At 61.4% G+C, this 15,806-nt stretch carries 20 protein-coding genes and 1 tRNA gene; 8 read left to right on the top strand and 13 right to left on the bottom strand.

The features are described from left to right. Positions 1-158 precede the first annotated feature (158 nt). Positions 159-509 (top strand): putative quinol monooxygenase, encoded by a 351-nt coding sequence (locus FHS03_RS06480; RefSeq protein WP_183440209.1) that lies wholly within the window; start codon positions 159-161, stop codon positions 507-509. Between the two features lie 32 nt (positions 510-541). Further along, positions 542-937: a GFA family protein gene (locus FHS03_RS06485; protein ID WP_183440210.1), complete on the top strand. Its 396-nt coding sequence runs from the start codon at positions 542-544 to the stop codon at positions 935-937. A 38-nt stretch (positions 938-975) separates the two neighbouring features. Here the strand turns inward: FHS03_RS06485 and FHS03_RS06490 are convergent, their stop codons facing one another. The 3 genes from FHS03_RS06490 to FHS03_RS06500 are packed head-to-tail and all read right to left on the bottom strand — an operon-like array spanning position 976 to position 2,602. Then, positions 976-1,845 (bottom strand): protein phosphatase 2C domain-containing protein, encoded by an 870-nt coding sequence (locus FHS03_RS06490; RefSeq protein ID WP_183440211.1) that lies wholly within the window; start codon positions 1,843-1,845, stop codon positions 976-978. Positions 1,846-1,888: 43 nt separating this feature from the next. Beyond that, positions 1,889-2,095, bottom strand: a complete 207-nt coding sequence (locus FHS03_RS06495) for a hypothetical protein (protein WP_183440212.1) — start codon at positions 2,093-2,095, stop codon at positions 1,889-1,891. A gap of 54 nt (positions 2,096-2,149) precedes the next feature. Continuing rightward, complete coding sequence (locus tag FHS03_RS06500; RefSeq protein ID WP_183440213.1) at positions 2,150-2,602, bottom strand: VOC family protein; 453 nt, start codon at positions 2,600-2,602, stop codon at positions 2,150-2,152. A 158-nt stretch (positions 2,603-2,760) separates the two neighbouring features. Between FHS03_RS06500 and FHS03_RS06505 the strand changes: the two genes are divergently transcribed. After that, on the top strand, positions 2,761-3,708 hold the full coding sequence (locus FHS03_RS06505; protein WP_183440214.1) for an alpha/beta fold hydrolase: 948 nt from the start codon (positions 2,761-2,763) through the stop codon (positions 3,706-3,708). A gap of 206 nt (positions 3,709-3,914) precedes the next feature. Here FHS03_RS06505 and FHS03_RS06510 read toward each other — a convergent pair. From FHS03_RS06510 to cysS, 6 genes are all read right to left on the bottom strand, one after another. Beyond that, positions 3,915-4,007 (bottom strand) — tRNA-Ser (locus FHS03_RS06510). A 119-nt stretch (positions 4,008-4,126) separates the two neighbouring features. Further along, positions 4,127-5,374 (bottom strand): aspartate kinase, encoded by a 1,248-nt coding sequence (locus FHS03_RS06515; RefSeq protein ID WP_183440215.1) that lies wholly within the window; start codon positions 5,372-5,374, stop codon positions 4,127-4,129. A 137-nt stretch (positions 5,375-5,511) separates the two neighbouring features. Next, positions 5,512-6,909: a tRNA lysidine(34) synthetase TilS gene (tilS, locus tag FHS03_RS06520; RefSeq protein WP_371871611.1), complete on the bottom strand. Its 1,398-nt coding sequence runs from the start codon at positions 6,907-6,909 to the stop codon at positions 5,512-5,514. Between the two features lie 68 nt (positions 6,910-6,977). After that, positions 6,978-7,952, bottom strand: a complete 975-nt coding sequence (locus FHS03_RS06525; protein WP_183440216.1) for an acetyl-CoA carboxylase carboxyltransferase subunit alpha — start codon at positions 7,950-7,952, stop codon at positions 6,978-6,980. Between the two features lie 56 nt (positions 7,953-8,008). Continuing rightward, positions 8,009-8,668 (bottom strand): DNA-3-methyladenine glycosylase family protein, encoded by a 660-nt coding sequence (locus FHS03_RS06530; protein WP_183440217.1) that lies wholly within the window; start codon positions 8,666-8,668, stop codon positions 8,009-8,011. Beyond that, positions 8,668-10,053, bottom strand: a complete 1,386-nt coding sequence (cysS, locus tag FHS03_RS06535; RefSeq protein WP_183440218.1) for a cysteine--tRNA ligase — start codon at positions 10,051-10,053, stop codon at positions 8,668-8,670. The genes FHS03_RS06530 and cysS overlap by 1 nt, the downstream gene beginning before the upstream one ends. 210 nt (positions 10,054-10,263) lie before the next feature. Here cysS and FHS03_RS06540 point away from each other — a divergent pair, with 210 nt between their 5' ends. The 3 genes from FHS03_RS06540 (at position 10,264) to FHS03_RS06550 (ending at position 12,199) form a co-directional block, all read left to right on the top strand. Then, positions 10,264-10,884, top strand: a complete 621-nt coding sequence (locus FHS03_RS06540) for a peptidylprolyl isomerase (RefSeq protein ID WP_183440219.1) — start codon at positions 10,264-10,266, stop codon at positions 10,882-10,884. 72 nt (positions 10,885-10,956) lie between these two features. Next, a complete protein-coding gene (locus tag FHS03_RS06545; RefSeq protein ID WP_183440220.1) occupies positions 10,957-11,448 on the top strand; it encodes a peptidylprolyl isomerase in 492 nt (163 codons plus the stop codon). Positions 11,449-11,455: 7 nt separating this feature from the next. Next, positions 11,456-12,199 carry a UDP-2,3-diacylglucosamine diphosphatase gene (locus FHS03_RS06550; RefSeq protein WP_183440221.1) on the top strand — a complete coding sequence of 248 codons (744 nt, stop codon included), beginning with the start codon at positions 11,456-11,458 and terminating at the stop codon, positions 12,197-12,199. Between the two features lie 2 nt (positions 12,200-12,201). Here FHS03_RS06550 and FHS03_RS06555 read toward each other — a convergent pair whose 3' ends face one another. Next, positions 12,202-12,879, bottom strand: a complete 678-nt coding sequence (locus FHS03_RS06555; RefSeq protein WP_183440222.1) for a hypothetical protein — start codon at positions 12,877-12,879, stop codon at positions 12,202-12,204. Between the two features lie 53 nt (positions 12,880-12,932). Here FHS03_RS06555 and FHS03_RS06560 point away from each other — a divergent pair, with 53 nt between their 5' ends. Then, the gene (locus FHS03_RS06560) at positions 12,933-13,295 is read left to right on the top strand and encodes a VOC family protein (RefSeq protein WP_183440223.1); all 363 of its coding nucleotides are present in this window, start codon (positions 12,933-12,935) and stop codon (positions 13,293-13,295) included. Positions 13,296-13,307: 12 nt separating this feature from the next. Here the strand turns inward: FHS03_RS06560 and FHS03_RS06565 are convergent, their stop codons facing one another. After that, complete coding sequence (locus FHS03_RS06565) at positions 13,308-14,060, bottom strand: tetratricopeptide repeat protein (RefSeq protein ID WP_183440224.1); 753 nt, start codon at positions 14,058-14,060, stop codon at positions 13,308-13,310. A gap of 88 nt (positions 14,061-14,148) precedes the next feature. Continuing rightward, positions 14,149-14,727: a DUF1439 domain-containing protein gene (locus FHS03_RS06570; protein WP_229426094.1), complete on the bottom strand. Its 579-nt coding sequence runs from the start codon at positions 14,725-14,727 to the stop codon at positions 14,149-14,151. Positions 14,728-14,807: 80 nt separating this feature from the next. Between FHS03_RS06570 and FHS03_RS06575 the strand changes: the two genes are divergently transcribed. Further along, the gene (locus tag FHS03_RS06575) at positions 14,808-15,527 is read left to right on the top strand and encodes a DUF72 domain-containing protein (RefSeq protein WP_183440225.1); all 720 of its coding nucleotides are present in this window, start codon (positions 14,808-14,810) and stop codon (positions 15,525-15,527) included. Here FHS03_RS06575 and FHS03_RS06580 read toward each other — a convergent pair. Continuing rightward, positions 15,524-15,757 (bottom strand): hypothetical protein, encoded by a 234-nt coding sequence (locus FHS03_RS06580; protein ID WP_183440226.1) that lies wholly within the window; start codon positions 15,755-15,757, stop codon positions 15,524-15,526. The genes FHS03_RS06575 and FHS03_RS06580 overlap by 4 nt on opposite strands. Positions 15,758-15,806 lie beyond the last annotated feature (49 nt).

Below are 15,806 nucleotides of genomic sequence, written 5' to 3' on the forward strand. Positions count from 1 at the left end.
GCCCGCATCTTAGAACAAACTAGACCAGTCGTCTACTTTCCTCGTCCGCCCTGAATCGCATGGCAACAACGCGCCCGGCTTTTGCGCTAGCATGATGACCTATGCAGCCTGCTTGCGCGGGCCGAATTTTTGCCAAGTCATGCTTCTCTGGAGGAAAGATGATTGTCGAGTATATCCGCTACAAGCTGCATCACACGGAAACGGCTTCCGCCGAGGAAGCGGCGGAAGCCTTCGAGGCGGCCTATCGCAGCGCCTGCACCTCGCTGGATATTTCGCCGCACTGCCTGTCTTACGAGCTGTCGCGCTGCGTTGAGGAAGCCGACCATTATGTGCTGCGGATTGAATGGGATTCCGCCGAGGGGCACCTGAGCGGATTTCGCCGCGCGCCGGAATTCGCTCCGTTTCTTACGGCGATCCGTCCCTATATCAATCAGATCGAAGAGATGCGCCACTATGCGCCGGTACGCATCGGCAGCGGCGCGCACACGAAAGATGGGACGCCGGCATAATTACAGTATAAATCATTTACATGGAGATCCGGATGCGTACGAGTGAGGATGTTTGCCTGCGCGGCAGCTGCCTTTGCGGCGGCATTGCCTATCGGGCAGAAAAGCCGGTGCAGCATGCGAGCCATTGCTACTGCATCATGTGCCAGAAGCAGCATGGCGCGGCGGCCGGTTCGTATGCGAACGTGGCCAGCGCGGGCTTCACCTACGAGCGCGGCGCGGAGCTGGTAACGGAATATGCTTCGTCCGAGCATGGCCGGCGCGGTTTCTGCCGCGTCTGCGGTTCGACTTTGTTCTGGCGCAGCACCCAGTCGCCAGACCGCATCGCCGTCACGCTGGGGACGCTGGATCAGGAATTTGACGGGCCGGTGAATCGCGAGCTGCATACGGATACCAAACCGGGCTGGCTACCACTCCGCCTGCCGGAATAAATATGGGGCTATGCGCCCTCCTCAACTCATGGCGCGGATCAAGCGGCTGCCCCCGATATCCAGAGCACGGCCGCAGCATCATCCGCCGCCTTGACCATTAAGCCCCCCTTGGCGGCGCTGGCCGCTTCGGTGGCGCGCAGTTCGGACAGCATGGCATCGAGGCCACGCGTGGTGCAGGCTTCGACCAGTTGTGCGGGCGAATACAGCTCATAAGGGTCGGACAGACGATAGAAGCCATCGGTCATGCTCAACAATGCGGTTCCAGTCTCTACCCGCAGCACGGATTTGCGCGCGGCGAATGGGCCTTGGGGCTGCAGGCACAGGATGGATGGTTCCAGCGCGATGTTCTGTTCTTCGCGGCGGCGCCTCAGCAAGGGCGTCAGCAATGCGCGGCGTTCAGCGGGGTCGCTCACGCCCTTTGCCAGCATGGCGCCGATTTCGCGCTGCAGCACGCCTTCCTGGGGATTGATCCAGGGGTCGAGGTCGCGTACCTGCCCGTCCGCGCCACGCAGCAGCGTTTTGCAGTCGCCCAAACAGTAGAGGTGCAACTCATCCAAGCCGGCGTGGTGGAAAACACGGGTCCAGCTCAGGGCAGCGATTGGGTGGGCGTAGCGCGGTATCTCGGTATTTTCGGTATGGGCCAGCCAAGCGGCGCGGGTAGCGTCCATGGCCCGCCTTACGAGCGTGTCTTGCGTGGCGTCTGGACCAAGGACTTTATGCAGCTCGGCTGCGAACCGGCGCGCGAACCAGGCGACGTCGCCTTCCTCGGTGTCGATGTAATCGCGTTCGGCGAGCGAGGTGGCGCCGTCGATGACCAGGATGTCGGTGACGCTGTCATGCTCGTGGACTGCGATCAGATCTTCGTTGCGGTGTTTTCCTGCACCTTCACATATTGCGGTCCACGGCATTGGCTTTCCCGGCTATTGAAATGGGATGATGATAATCGCTTCCCTAGGTTTGCGGTTTATTTGCTTTCTCCTTGGCGCAGCGCGCGGCCAGGACGGAGCGGGCAGTCACGTCGGGAATGGATTTGATTGCGTCTTCGCTGCAGTTGGTGGTGCTGACTTCGATTTGGTCGGGCGGCGTGCCCGTTTTAAAGCGAACAATGACCAGGACGACGCTGATGGCGCAGAGGAGGAGGAAGGGTTTGGATTTCATTTTTAGTTCTTTTATCTTATGTGCAGCGGCTCCGGCTTGATCTGGCACATCGCGTCAGCCGGCCGGTGACCGCCCAAGTTCCTGGGCAAGGCCAATGAGAATGCCTTCGGGACCGCGAATATAGCAGAGCCGGTATGCATCCTGGTACTGGGCCACGCTGCCGACGAGCGTTGCGCCGCGTTTGCTGAGCCGGGCCAGCGTATCGTCGATGTCTTCCACGGTGAACATCACGCGTAGGTATCCGAGGGCGTTGACCGGTGCGTTGCGGTGGTCGGCAGCCACGGGCGGCGCGAGGAAGCGGGATAATTCGAGGCGGCTGTGGCCGTCCGGTGTCCGCATCATGGCAATCTCGACACGCATGCCGTGCAGGCCGGTAACGCCGTCTGCCCAGTCGCCTTCGATGGGCGCGCGGCCTTCGAGCGTCAGGCCGAGTTCACTGAAAAATTCGATGGCGGCGTCGAGGTCTTCTACCACGATGCCAACGTTGTCCATGCGTTTGAGTGTCATGATGCCTCCTTGGTGGCGACGTTCGCTTCGGGCCATTTTATGCTGTTCTTTTTTCGTCCGCTTGGGCAAGGAGGTTCCTGGCAATCCATATTTCGTCACAGAGCGAATTGTTCTCGCACTTGGCGGGCTAGCATGCGGGTTTTCCGATCGGAGTCCACATGAACAAATTCATTCCTGCAGTGGTGTTGGCTATGGCAAGCGCGGTGTCGGCGCATGCCGAGGTGCTGACGACCGGCAGCCACGTGCCAGGGCTGCAACTGCGCCTGCGCCATACGACAGCCGGCGCTACGCGCGGGCTGCCGGTGCTCTTCCTGCACGGCTCATCCTTCCCATCAGCGCTGGCCTTCGATTTCCCAATGGACGGCGTGTCGTGGATGGACTCTCTTGCCGCGCGTGGACACAATGTGTATGCCTTGGACTTCCTGGGTTACGGGCTGTCCGACCGCTATCCGCCCGCACAACAGCCGCAAGGCCGGGCGCTTGATGTGGTGCAGGATGTCGACCGTGCGGTAGAGCTGGTGCTGGCACGCTCCGGTGCGCGGCAGGTAGCGCTCGTTGCGCATTCGTGGGGCGGTTCGGTGGGCGCCTTGTATGCGGAGCGGCATCCTGAGAAGGTCGGCAAGCTGGTGCTGTTCGCGGCAATCACGGCGCGCAATCAATCCACGCCGCGCGCGCAAGTGGCGCCTTATCAGGAACTGACGCCGGCGCAGCGCATTGCCGGCATGGATGGACTGCGGCCCGCAGGCGAGGCATCGCAATTGCATGCGGATGTGCATAAACGTTGGGGGGCCGATTGGCTGGCGTCCGATCGTCGGGCGGATAATGCTGCCGTGGTCCGCTTCCCATCCGGTCCATCAGCCGACGCCGATGATCTGAGCCACGGGCGGCCCTATTACGATCCTGCCCGCATCAAGGCGCCAACCCTGCTCGTGCGCGGCGAATGGGATACCTGGCCGAGCGATGCCGACTACAAGCTGCTGCGCGGCCGGATGACGGGGGCGGCGGAGCGCGAATATGCCGTCATTCCGCGCGGTACGCATGTGATGCATCTGGAACTGGCGCATGGTGCGCTGTGGCAGGCGGTGGAACGCTTTCTGGAGCGGTGATGGCGAGCCGGCGTGACTTGGCGGCGTCTTTTTTATATGGTGGGTACGGCGCGCGCCCTCGGCGCGCGGGGCTGGCGCGTTGCGCCAGCAAACGGACGATTCGAATAGCCTCGCCCCCTTTAGGGGGCTCCGTCTTCGAATCCCACCGCCTCCGTCCGGACAAAACGAAAAAGCCTCCCGCAGGGGAGGCTTTTTCGTTTTGTTCCTGGCGGAGACGGTGGGATTCGAACCCACGATACAGGTTTTGCCCGTATGCTTCCTTAGCAGGGAAGTGCCTTCGGCCACTCGGCCACGTCTCCTAGCTGATTTCTCAACTATCATCCTTTGCTTCACATTTCTGCGTCACATCAGACGAGCGCTATAGTAAAGATCCGGATCACTTTGGTCAAGGCTATCAGCGCTTTTTTTTCAGAAATATTTATTCTTTATCCAGTTCGAACGCTTTGTGCAGCGCGCGCACGGCCAATTCCATGTATTTCTCGTCGATCAGGACGGAAATCTTGATCTCGGAAGTGGAGATCATCATGATGTTGATGCCTTCTTCGGACAGGGTGCGGAACATCTGCGAGGCCACGCCAACGTGGCTGCGCATGCCGACACCGACCACGGAGATCTTCGAGACCTTGGCGTCGCCCAGGATGCTGGCGTAGCCGATCTCGGCCTGCTGGCCAGCCAGCACGTCGAGCGCCTTCTGGTAGTCGTTGCGCGAGACGGTGAAGGTGAAGTCGGTTTTACCGTCCACGGACTGATTCTGTATGATCATGTCCACTTCGATATTGGCGTCAGCCACCGGGCCCAGGATGTGGAAGGCGACGCCTGGACGGTCCGGCACGCCCAGCACGGTGATTTTGGCTTCGTCGCGGTTGAAGGCGATGCCGGAGATGACTGCTTGTTCCATGTGTGTGTCTTCCTCAAACGAGATCAGGGTGCCGGAATTGGCTTCGGTGTCGAGATCCATCATCGGATCGGTCAGCGACGACAGCACGCGCGTCGGCACGCGGTAGTTGCCGGCAAATTCGACGGAGCGCGTCTGCAGCACTTTGGAACCGAGCGAGGCCAGTTCCAGCATTTCTTCGAAGGTGATCGCTTTCAGGCGGCGCGCTTCGGACACGACGCGCGGGTCGGTGGTGTAGACGCCATCGACGTCGGTGTAGATCAGGCATTCGTCGGCTTTGAGCGCGGCGGCGATCGCCACGGCCGAGGTGTCGGAGCCGCCACGGCCCAGGGTGGCGATATTGTCGTTCTCGTCCACGCCCTGGAAGCCGGTGATGACGACGATGCGGCCCTGCTCCAGGTCTTTGCGCACGCGCTCGTCGTCGATCGACTGGATGCGGGCTTTGGTGAAGGCGGAATCGGTCTTAATCGCTACTTGCCAGCCGGCGTAGGACACCGCGTCCTTGCCCAGCGCGTGCAGCGCAATGGACAGCAGACCTACCGATACCTGTTCGCCGGTGGACGCAATCATGTCCAGTTCGCGCGGATCGGGCGGGTTGTGAATTTCCTTGGCCAGGGCGATCAGTCGGTTGGTTTCGCCGGACATGGCCGACGGCACCACCACGATCTGGTGTCCCGCATCGTGCCATTTGGCGACCCGACGCGCGACGTTCTTGATGCGGTCCGTCGAGCCCATCGACGTACCGCCGTACTTGTGAACGATTAATGCCATAACTTGTGTTTTCCGCTTAGATGAAGTAAAGGGAGCCCCTTACTGTACATGCTGCAGTGCGAAAGAACAAGTCAAAAAAGTAATGATCTCATACAGTCTTGGCATAAGATCATTCCAAAAAGCATTAGTCTGAAATTTTATTCGGCCATCCAGCGGAAGACGACTCTTTTGTTGGCTCCACCCCCTATCTTGTGGCAATCCATGCCGATTCCCGCAGCAAACAAGAGTTGGCCAGGGATGTAGACAACTGGCAGCCTTGTACGCTCCCATGCCGGGATACTTAGTGATTGATAGTGATGTTTGAGGTCGCGCGTAGGCCGGTTCGGGGCAGGTTTCAGCCGCTCGCCGCCGCGACGGAACTCAATGGTGAGCAACTGCTTTTGCAGCCATTCCGCGTCCAGGCCCTCTTCCGCCTCGTCGAAGTGCAGCACTCCGCCGTAGGCCGGGAAAGCCAGCGCGGCTTCGCCAATCCAGCGGAAGTGCTGGCCGGGCTTGTCGTCGAACCGGTCTTCGCGCGTGCCTTCCAGCTCGCGCAGCTTGGGCACCAAATACAATCGGTCGCGGTGGCGCCGCACATGGCAATCGGGATGGGTGACGAGCAATTGGGCATCTTCGCGCGCTTCCAGCAGCTGCGCCAGCATTTCCGCCAGCCAGGCGGTCGACGGCATGCCCAGCTTACGCACGCGGAACCACTGGCGCAGCATATTGCCGGCGCGGTCGGCGCTCAGCGCGCGCAGGCGGGCCAGGTCAATGCTGTCGGCGTCGAGGCAGGCTTGCAGATCCTGCTCGGCCAGTTCGCTCAGCATGCGCTGGGCCGATTGCGCGTGCTGGGCGCTGCGCGACAGGCGGGCCTGGAAGCCGGAGAAAGTTGTCGCCAGCGCGGGCATGACCTGATGGCGCAGCGCATTGCGGGCGTAGCGCGGGTCATCGTTGGATTCGTCGTTGACGTAGGCGATGCCCTGCCCTGCCACATAGACTTCGAGCTGGCTGCGCGCGGTCTGCAGCAGCGGGCGCGCCAGCAGTAGCTCCGCATTACCCAGCAGATCGGGCGCGTGGTTGCAGGCGTCCATGCCGGACAGGCCTGCCGGGCCGGAGCCGCGCAGCAATTGCAGCAACACGGTTTCGGCCTGGTCGTCGAGGTGGTGGGCGGTCAGCAGCAGGCGCACATCGTGTTCGCGGCACAAGGCGCCCAGGGCGGCGTAGCGGCTCTTGCGCGCCGCCGCTTCGGTGCCGGATTTGGCCACGTCCTGCAATTGCACGCGGCGCGCGGCGAAGCTTACGCCCAGCGCGGCACAGGCCTGCTCGCAATGGGCCAGCCAAGCGTCGGCGTTCGGACTCAGGCCGTGGTGGACGTGGAAGGCGTGCAGTGCCACGCCCCGCTGGCGCGCCCAGTCCTGCGCCAGATGCAGCAGCGCCGACGAATCGAGGCCGCCGCTCAGGGCGATGGCGACGCCCTGCCCCGCCGTGTCCGCCGGCAGCGCGGCCATGGCCTGCGCAAACATATCGGGCAAGGCGCCGCTGTGCTGCTTCTTCAATCTGAACTCCTGAAATGCAAAAAACCGGGGGCGGGCCCCGGTTTGAAAGGATGGATGCCGCCGCCAGCTTATTCGGCAGCAGGGGTTTGCTTGAATTTGCCGTAGCTCATCAGCTTTTCGTGACGGGAAGCCAGCAGATCCTTGGTCTTCACGCCTTGGAACTGGCGCAGCGAATCGGCCAGGGCGCGCTTGAGCAGAATTGCCATCTGTTTTGGGTCACGGTGCGCGCCGCCCAGCGGCTCGTTGACGATCTTGTCGATCAGGCCCATGGCTTTCAGGCGGTGGGCGGTCAGGCCTAGCGCTTCGGCCGCGTCGGAGGCGCGCTCGGAAGTCTTCCACAGGATCGAGGCGCAGCCTTCCGGCGAGATCACCGAATAGGTCGAGTATTGCAGCATCAGCACCGCGTCGCCCACGGCAATCGCCAGCGCGCCGCCGGAGCCGCCTTCGCCGATGATGGTGGCGATCAGCGGCACTTTCAGCTCGGCCATCACGTACAGATTGTGGCCGATGGCTTCGGACTGGCCGCGCTCTTCGGCGTCGATGCCGGGGAAGGCGCCCGGGGTGTCAACGAAGGTGAAGATGGGCAGGTTGAATTTTTCGGCCAGCTTCATCAGGCGCATGGCCTTGCGGTAGCCTTCCGGACGCGGCATGCCGAAGTTACGCAAGGCGCGCTCTTTGGTGTCGCGGCCTTTCTGGTGGCCGATCACCATGCAGGGCTGGCCGTTGAAACGGGCCAGGCCGCCGATGATGGACTGGTCGTCCGCATAGGTGCGGTCGCCGTGCAGTTCGTGGAAGTCGGTGAAGATTTCGTTCACATAGTCCATCGTGTATGGACGCTGCGGGTGGCGCGCGATCTGGGACACTTGCCACGGCGTGAGCTTGGCGTACACGTCTTTGGTCAGCTGCTGGCTCTTCTTGGCCAGACGTTCGATCTCTTCGGAGATGTCGACGGCGGAGTCGTCTTGCACGAAACGCAGCTCTTCAATCTTGGAATCCAGTTCCGCAATCGGTTGCTCAAAATTGAGGAAAGTCGTTTTAATCATTGTACCTCCGAGAGTATTACTGGCCGCTTGCTGGTTTCGACGCGGCACGAATTGGACTATTTTACCGGAACCGGGTCGAGACTACGCCATAAATACCAAGTGGCGACGGTGCGATACGGTTCCCAGTTGGCCGAGACTTCGCGCGCGTCGCTGCGCGAAACGGGCTCGCCCGAGAAATAATTCTGGCTGATACCTTGGATCAGACCGGGATCGTCCAAGGGCAACACATTGGGCCGGAGCAGGTTAAATATCAAAAACATCTCCGCTGTCCAGCGCGTAATGCCGCGGATTTGAACCAGCTCGGCAATCACAGCTTCGTCGTCCATTTCATGCCATTGGCTGGCGTGGACTTTTTTGGCCTTGAAATTATCGGCCAGGTCGAGGATGTATTCGGTCTTGCGCTTGGACAGGCCGCACTCGCCCAGTTGCTCGGCGCCGGCTTTCAATACCTGGGCCGGGGTGCATTTGGGACACAGGGCCAGCAGCTTTTTCCAGGCCACGTCGGCCGCTTTGGCCGTGACCTGCTGTTTGACGATGGAACGGGCCAAGGTGATGAACGGGTCGTCGTGGCCGACCAGATGCAGGTCGCCAAACTGTGGAATGAGCTTTTTCATGATGCGGTCCCGCTTCATGAGCTCGATCTTCGCCTCTTCCCAGTACGGCGGCAAAGCCACCTGCCGGGATGCGGCGCCCGTTGTCTCCTTGGCCTGAACCATTATGCGCGGCGCCAGTTGGTGCTGCCGTCAGGTTTGTCTTCGAGGATGATGCCGGCCGCCAGCAGGTCGGCGCGGATCTTGTCCGACAGCGCGAAATCGCGCACCTTCTTGGCGGCGGCGCGCTGCGCGATGGCGGCGGCGATGGCGTCTTCGCCCATCGCCTCGCCCACCGCCGCTTGCAGGAATTCCTGCGGCGCGCGTTCCAGCAGGCCGATCACGCCGGCCAGACCTTTGAGCTGGCGCGCCACGACAGGCGATTTGGTCTTGTTCAATTCCGTCACCAGGTCGAACAGCACGGCGACAGCGATCGGGGTGTTGAAGTCGTCGTCCATGGCTTCGGCGAAGCGCTGGGCGTGGGCTTCCTTCCAGTCCAGCGGCTGGCCGTCGCCGTCCACGCCGTCCAGCGCCGTGTAAAGGCGGGTCAGCGCGCCGCGCGCGTCGTCCAGATGCACATCCGAGTAATTCAGCGGGCTGCGGTAGTGGGCGCGCAGGATGAAGAAGCGCACCACTTCGGCGTCATAGGACTTCAGCACATCGCGGATGGTGAAGAAATTGCCCAGGGATTTGGACATCTTCTCGCCGTCGACGCGCACGAAGCCGTTGTGCAGCCAGTAGTTGGCCAGGGCGTGGCCACTGGCGCCTTCCGACTGGGCGATCTCGTTTTCATGGTGCGGGAACTGCAGGTCGGCGCCGCCGCCATGGATGTCGAACTGTTCGCCCAGCAGGGAGCAGGACATGGCCGAGCACTCGATATGCCAACCCGGGCGGCCGCTGCCCCATTTCGAATCCCACTTCACTTCCGCCGGTTCGGATTCCTTGGAAGCCTTCCACAGCACGAAGTCGAGCGGGTCGCGCTTGCCGGTGTTGACGTCCACACGCTCGCCGGCGCGCAGATCGTCCAGCGACTTGCCCGACAGGCGGCCGTAGCCGGGGAAATTGCGCACGGCGTAATTGACGTCGCCGTCTTCGGCTTTATACGCCAAGCCTTTTTCTTCCAGGCGCTCGATCAGGGCCAGCATCTGCGGCACGTATTCGGTGGCGCGCGGAACGAGGGTCGGCTCCAGGATGCCCAGGGCACCGGTGTCGTCGTCCATGAACTTGGTGAAGCGCGCCGTCAGCTGGCCGATGGTCTCGCCGTTTTCCACGGCGCGCTTGATGATCTTGTCGTCGATGTCCGTGATATTGCGGACATACGTCACGTCATAGCCCGATGCCTTCAGCCAGCGATACACCACGTCGAACGCCATCATCATGCGCGCATGGCCGATGTGGCAGTAATCGTAGATCGTCATGCCGCAAACGTACATGCGGACCTTGCCCGCTTCCATTGGTTTAAACGTTTGCTTTTCGCGCGCCAGCGTGTTGTAAATCTTTAAATTGCTCATCGGACCCTGCGTGATATCGGGCGCAGCTCAGGCAATACGAAAACCGGGCGCCGGCACATACTGCACCGCACCTGGTTTCATCGTTATTACCTTGGAAACTGACAGACCCTCGGTATAGTTCTTCTTTGTTAGAATGGTACGTCAACGCCAAGTATAGCATTGATAAAAACCCCGGAGCTGTTTTACCAGAACTTCAAAAGGAAGCCAAGAATGCAATTGACAAATGCGCGCAGCCTGCCGATTTTTACCAAGAGCCTGGTCCTGAGCGCCGCTCTTGGCCTGGGCGGGACCGCGCTGGCCGCCGAACCGGCCGCCATGCCGCAAGTGTCGCTGCGCACCAATGTGGGCGAAATCGTGCTGGAGCTGGACAAGGCAAAGGCGCCGAAAACGGTGGCCAATTTCCTCGCCTATGTAAAGAGCGGCCACTATAAAGGCACCATCTTCCATCGCGTGATCGACGGCTTCATGATCCAGGGCGGCGGCTATACGGCCGACCTGAAAAGCAAACCGACCAAGCCGCCCGTCAAGAGCGAGTCGAACAATGGCTTGAAAAACGATGCCTACACCGTCGCCATGGCCCGTACCGGCGACCCGAATTCGGCCACCGCACAGTTTTTCATCAATGTCGTCAATAACGATGGCCTGAATTACCCGGCGCCGGACGGCGTCGGCTATACCGTCTTCGGCAAGGTCGTCGCCGGCCAGGAGGTGGTGGACAAGATCAAGGGCGTGCTGGTGGACGACAAGCCGAACTTCCAGAATATCCCCGTGATTCCGGTGGTCGTGACCGCCGCCACGATACTGAAAACGCCAATCCAGCCGAAACAGTAAAATAGCGCTTTACCATGGCTTGCTGTATGATCGCGGCCCTCAGAGAACACTCATCACAACGTCAGGACTAACATGACTACCATCACCATCACCACCAATAAAGGCGTTATCGTCGCCGAGCTGGACGCTGAAAAAGCGCCGAAAACCGTTGCCAACTTCCTGCACTACGTCGGCACCGGCCACTTCAGCAACACCATCTTCCACCGCGTGATCGACGGTTTCATGATCCAGGGCGGCGGCTTCGAGCCAGGCATGAAGCAAAAGCCAACCGAGCAGACCGTTGAGAACGAAGCCAACAACGGCCTGAAAAACGAGCCATACACCCTGGCCATGGCCCGCACCTCGGCGCCGCACTCCGCATCGGCCCAGTTCTTCATCAACGTGAAGAACAACTCCTTCCTGGACTACCCAGGCCAGGACGGCTGGGGCTACGCCGTATTCGGCAAAGTCACCCAAGGCACCGAAGTGGTGGACGAGATCCGCAAAGCAAAAACCACCCGCAGCGGCATGTTCGCCGACGTGCCGGCGGAAGACATCATCATCGAGAAAATCGAAGCCGCGTAATTTCTTCGTGATTCTCCTCATCTCCGATCTGCACCTGCAGCCGGCCCAACCCGCGATCACGGAAGCGTTTCACCGCTTCCTGCGGGACCAGGCGCCGGCCGCCAGACAGCTCTACCTGCTCGGCGACCTGTTCGAGTACTGGGCCGGCGACGACGACTTGCAAGAGCCGTTTCACCAGCAGATCGTAGATGCCCTGCGCCGCGTCAGCGACGCGGGCACAGAAGTGTTCTGGATCGCGGGCAACCGCGATTTCCTCGTCGGCAGCGCCTTTGCCGCAGCGGCTGGCCTGACCCTGCTGCCCGAGACCTGGGTCATCGACACCGCCGGCCAGCGCATCGTGCTGGTACATGGCGACGCCCAGTGCACCGACGACATCAAATACATGGAATTCCGCGCCCAGGTGCGCCAGCCCGCTTGGCAGCAGCAATTCCTGGCCATGCCGCTGGCCCAGCGCAAAGCCATCATCGCCGGCCTGCGCGAGAACAGCCGCAAGGAACAGGGCGCCAAAACCTACGAAATCATGGATGTGACGCCGCAGGCGATCCGCGAGGTGTTCGAACAGACCGGCGCCAGCGTGATGATCCACGGCCACACCCACCGCCCTGCCCTGCACCAACTTGAAGGCGGCTTGCGCCGCTACGTGCTGCCCGATTGGGAACCGGCTTCCAACCCGCCGCGCGGCGGCTGGATCGCCATCGCCGACGACGGCGCCATCACGCGCCATGCGCTGGACGGCTCAATCCTGCATTAAGCTCAGGCGCCCAGATAGGGACCGCAAGAATCGGCCAGCGGCCGGGATGTTTGCATTGCCTGCCTGACCGCGCGTTCCTCCCTGCCGCCAAGCCGGCGCCTGCCAATCCGACAAAAGGCGCCGCCAGGATCGCTATGCGCGCAGAAGAGGCCAAACAGCTGGCCACCCACCTCTTCAACGATCAACTGCATATAGGCCTCGGCAGCCGTGCTTGCGGCGATATACGTGAGTCCATCCACCGTCGCCATGCCGCACCAGATCACTTCTTCCAGGGTCAGAAAAACATGCGGCGGATCGGTTTGCGTATCCAGAACCGTCGGCAATTGCCAACTCGCCTCATCTTCGCGCAGCGCTTTCAGCACCGGGAAAAGCGCCTCGCAGGAGACGATTTCCACGTCATGCCGACAATCGGCCTCATCGCGCACTACACGCAGCACCTTGGCGGAAACCAAAAAAGTCTGCCGCAGTTCGGAAGGCCGCTCGCTCCAGCCGTTTTCCGCGGAAAACGGCGGCTGCCATAGAAGGCGCAGCACGTCGCCGGTCTGGCCACCATCCGCCAGGGCGAAAGCGAGCGATAGCTGCTGCCCAGGCGCCGGCAAAATCGCTTTGAGGCTGACCGTCTCCGCCGCGTAATCAACCCCGTCAACCCGGGGCCAAGTTTCAAGATAGTGAATTTTCATTGGCGATGGCTGGCTGCTAGAATCGGCGTCTCGTCATCTGCTGGAGGATTACCATGAATCTGACTGCTGCTGAAATCAAGGCCTTCGTGCCAACGCGTGATCTTGACCTGTCCGTGCGCTTTTACGAGGCGCTGGGCTTCGAAGCCGCCTCCCGGATGGAAGATCTGGCCTATATGCGCCACGGCGAAACCAGCTTCCTGCTGCAGCTGTTCGACGACGCCCGCTTCTCCAGCAATTTCATGATGCATTTCCTGGTGGAGAACGTGGACGACTGGCACGCCTTTGTGCAGGGCGAAGGGATCGCGGAACATTTTGACGTGCAGGTCGGGCCGCTGGTCGATCAGCCCTGGCGCATGCGCGACTTCAAGCTGCTCGACCCGTTCGGCGTGCTCTGGATCATCGCGCAGAACACCTAGGCGCCGGCCAGCTTAGCGTTTCAGCTTGTCGTAGGCGGCGTTCATGCGGCGGATCAGTGGCATATTCATATCGCGGGTGTGGCGGTTCCAATGATCCATGATGTGCTGCAGCTCGGCTTGCAGACGGTTGGCCAGCGCGGTCTCGCCTTCGTTGGCGGCCCAGATCGCGTATTCGGCGCGCGCGTCAAAACTACCGAAGCGGGTGACGGCGGCATCGAACTCGGCGCGCGCCTCGTCCTTGCGGCCGCTTTCGGACAAGGCCTGCGCCAGCGTCAGGCTCACTTGCTCGGCACGGAAGTGGACGTCGCTGCGGCGAATCTGCTCCAGATGACTGATGGCTTGCGCCGCATGGCCGCTGGCCAGATTGGCGCGCGCCGCGCCGAGACGGATATCGAGGTCGCTCGAAAAGGCGCCTTGCAGGCAGGTCTCATACACGCTGGCCGCTTCTTGCGCCTGCCCTGCTTCCAGCAAGGCCGAGGCCAGGCGCATCTGGTTCTGCGCCGTTGGCGTGAAATCAAAGGCGGCGCGCGCCTCGCGCAGTTCGCGCGTCGGATCGAGCGACCTGGCGGCCGCCGTCACCATCTTGCGCGCGCCATGCTCCAGGCGCGAGTTCGGCATATAGATGCCAAAGAAATAGACGATGCTGCCCAGCAGAGGGAAGGAAAACAGGATCAGCAGCCAGTACATCTGCTGACGCGTGCGGATCGCGTGCACCGCAAAGAACAGCGCCACTAGCACATGCAAACCTAAACCGAGTATCGGCATTTCATTACTCCAGCAATTTTCAATAGCTGCATTATAAGCAATGCTTGCTTAGGCTGTGCTGAGCTGCCCGCAGGTCCTGGCAGTGCCGTTATTTCACGGGCTCGACACGCACCACCAGCGCCGTCGGCGTGGTGCGTATGGTGGTCGGCGTGAACTGCACGCCCGCATAGCGCAATTCGTCCGGCCGCAGGCTGTAGATCGGCACATCGCGCAGCAGTTTATCGACCAGCACATTCGCCGCCGCTGCGATCTGGCGCTGCTGGCCCTCCCCCACGCCATCGATGGCAAAGCGGTCCACCTGCGCGTCACTGAGGAAAACGGCATTGCGCTGGCGGTCCACCACCAGCCGGCCCGACAAGGCCAGTTTGCCGCTCCAGCTCTGGCGCGTGAGGATCGGCGCCACATTCAGATCGGTGGAAAGCGCGATGCGGTCGTTATCGAGCAATGTATTCAGCTGCGGATTACTGAGCTGGATCTCGAATACGCCAAGCGCGCGGTGCTGCAAGGGGAAGCGCTTGTCCAGACTCTTTTGCAGCTTCTCAATTGGCAGCTCCACATCGCGCGGGCCAACCATATTGGCGCAGGAAGTCAGCATGGCAGCGGCAAACAGCGGCAAGGCCAGCACCTTGCCAAGACGCGCCAACATGGCGCGGCGGGGATTCGTCATCGGGCTTCCTGATCGGTTTAAGCGGGCGACAGATTCGGCCTGCATGCCCTAAAGTGTACCGGTACTTGAGGAGAGAAGCCATGGGCGCAACGCGCATAGGCTGTGCCTCCTGGTCCATTCCACGCCAGGAGGCGGACGCATTTCCAGCCGCAGGAAGTCATCTGGAACGCTATGCGCGGGTATTCAACTGCGTGGAGATCAATTCGTCCTTCTACCGTCCGCATCAACGCAAGACGTATGAACGCTGGGCCGCCACGGTAGCGGACGATTTTCTCTTTTCCGTCAAACTGCCGCGCACCATCACGCATGAAGCCAGACTCGCCGGCTGCGACGAACTGCTGGCGCGCTTCGCCGATGAAGTCGACGGCCTCGGAACGAAGCTGGGTTGCCTGCTGGTGCAGATGGCGCCCAGCCACGCCTTCGACCATGCCATCGCCAGCGCCTTTTTTCACGCGCTGCGCGCCCGCTTTTCCTGTCTGCTCGCTTGCGAAGGCCGCCATCCAAGCTGGTTCGAGGCCAGTGCCGGCGATCTGCTGCGCGAACAAAACATCATCCGCGTGATCGCCGATCCGCCCGCCGGCAGCACCGGGCCATACAAGCCGACCACGGAGGCCAGCTACATCCGCCTGCATGGCAGCCCCCGGATCTACTACTCCGCATACTCGGAAGAGCGCCTAAGCAAAATCGCCGCGTTCATCCGTGAGCACGGTCAATCCTGGTGCATCTTCGACAACACCGCGGCCGGCGCGGCCGTTCCCAATGCCCTGGCTCTCCAGCACGCATTCGCCAATCGCCGCTAGGGTTGGCTTGCAGGGTCCACGTGCTCAATGGCACGCAGCTCATGGCGGTAGGTCAATGCCGGCGCTCCCGCATTCTCTTCGTCGGAAAACCAGCTCGCCTTCAAAATCACCGCATTGATGCGCCGGTTGTGCTTTCCGGACAACTCTTGCTGCAGCTTCGCGGCAAGCGCCTCCAGATCCTGCTGCGCTCGCTGATAGCCCGTTGGACATGGCACGCGAATCCAGATCACTCCCGGCCCCGATGGTGGTCTGCAGGGACTGCCTGAAAGTCGCCGCATC

Source organism: Pseudoduganella violacea (assembly GCF_014191875.1).
Classification (GTDB): domain Bacteria; phylum Pseudomonadota; class Gammaproteobacteria; order Burkholderiales; family Burkholderiaceae_D; genus Rugamonas; species Rugamonas violacea_A.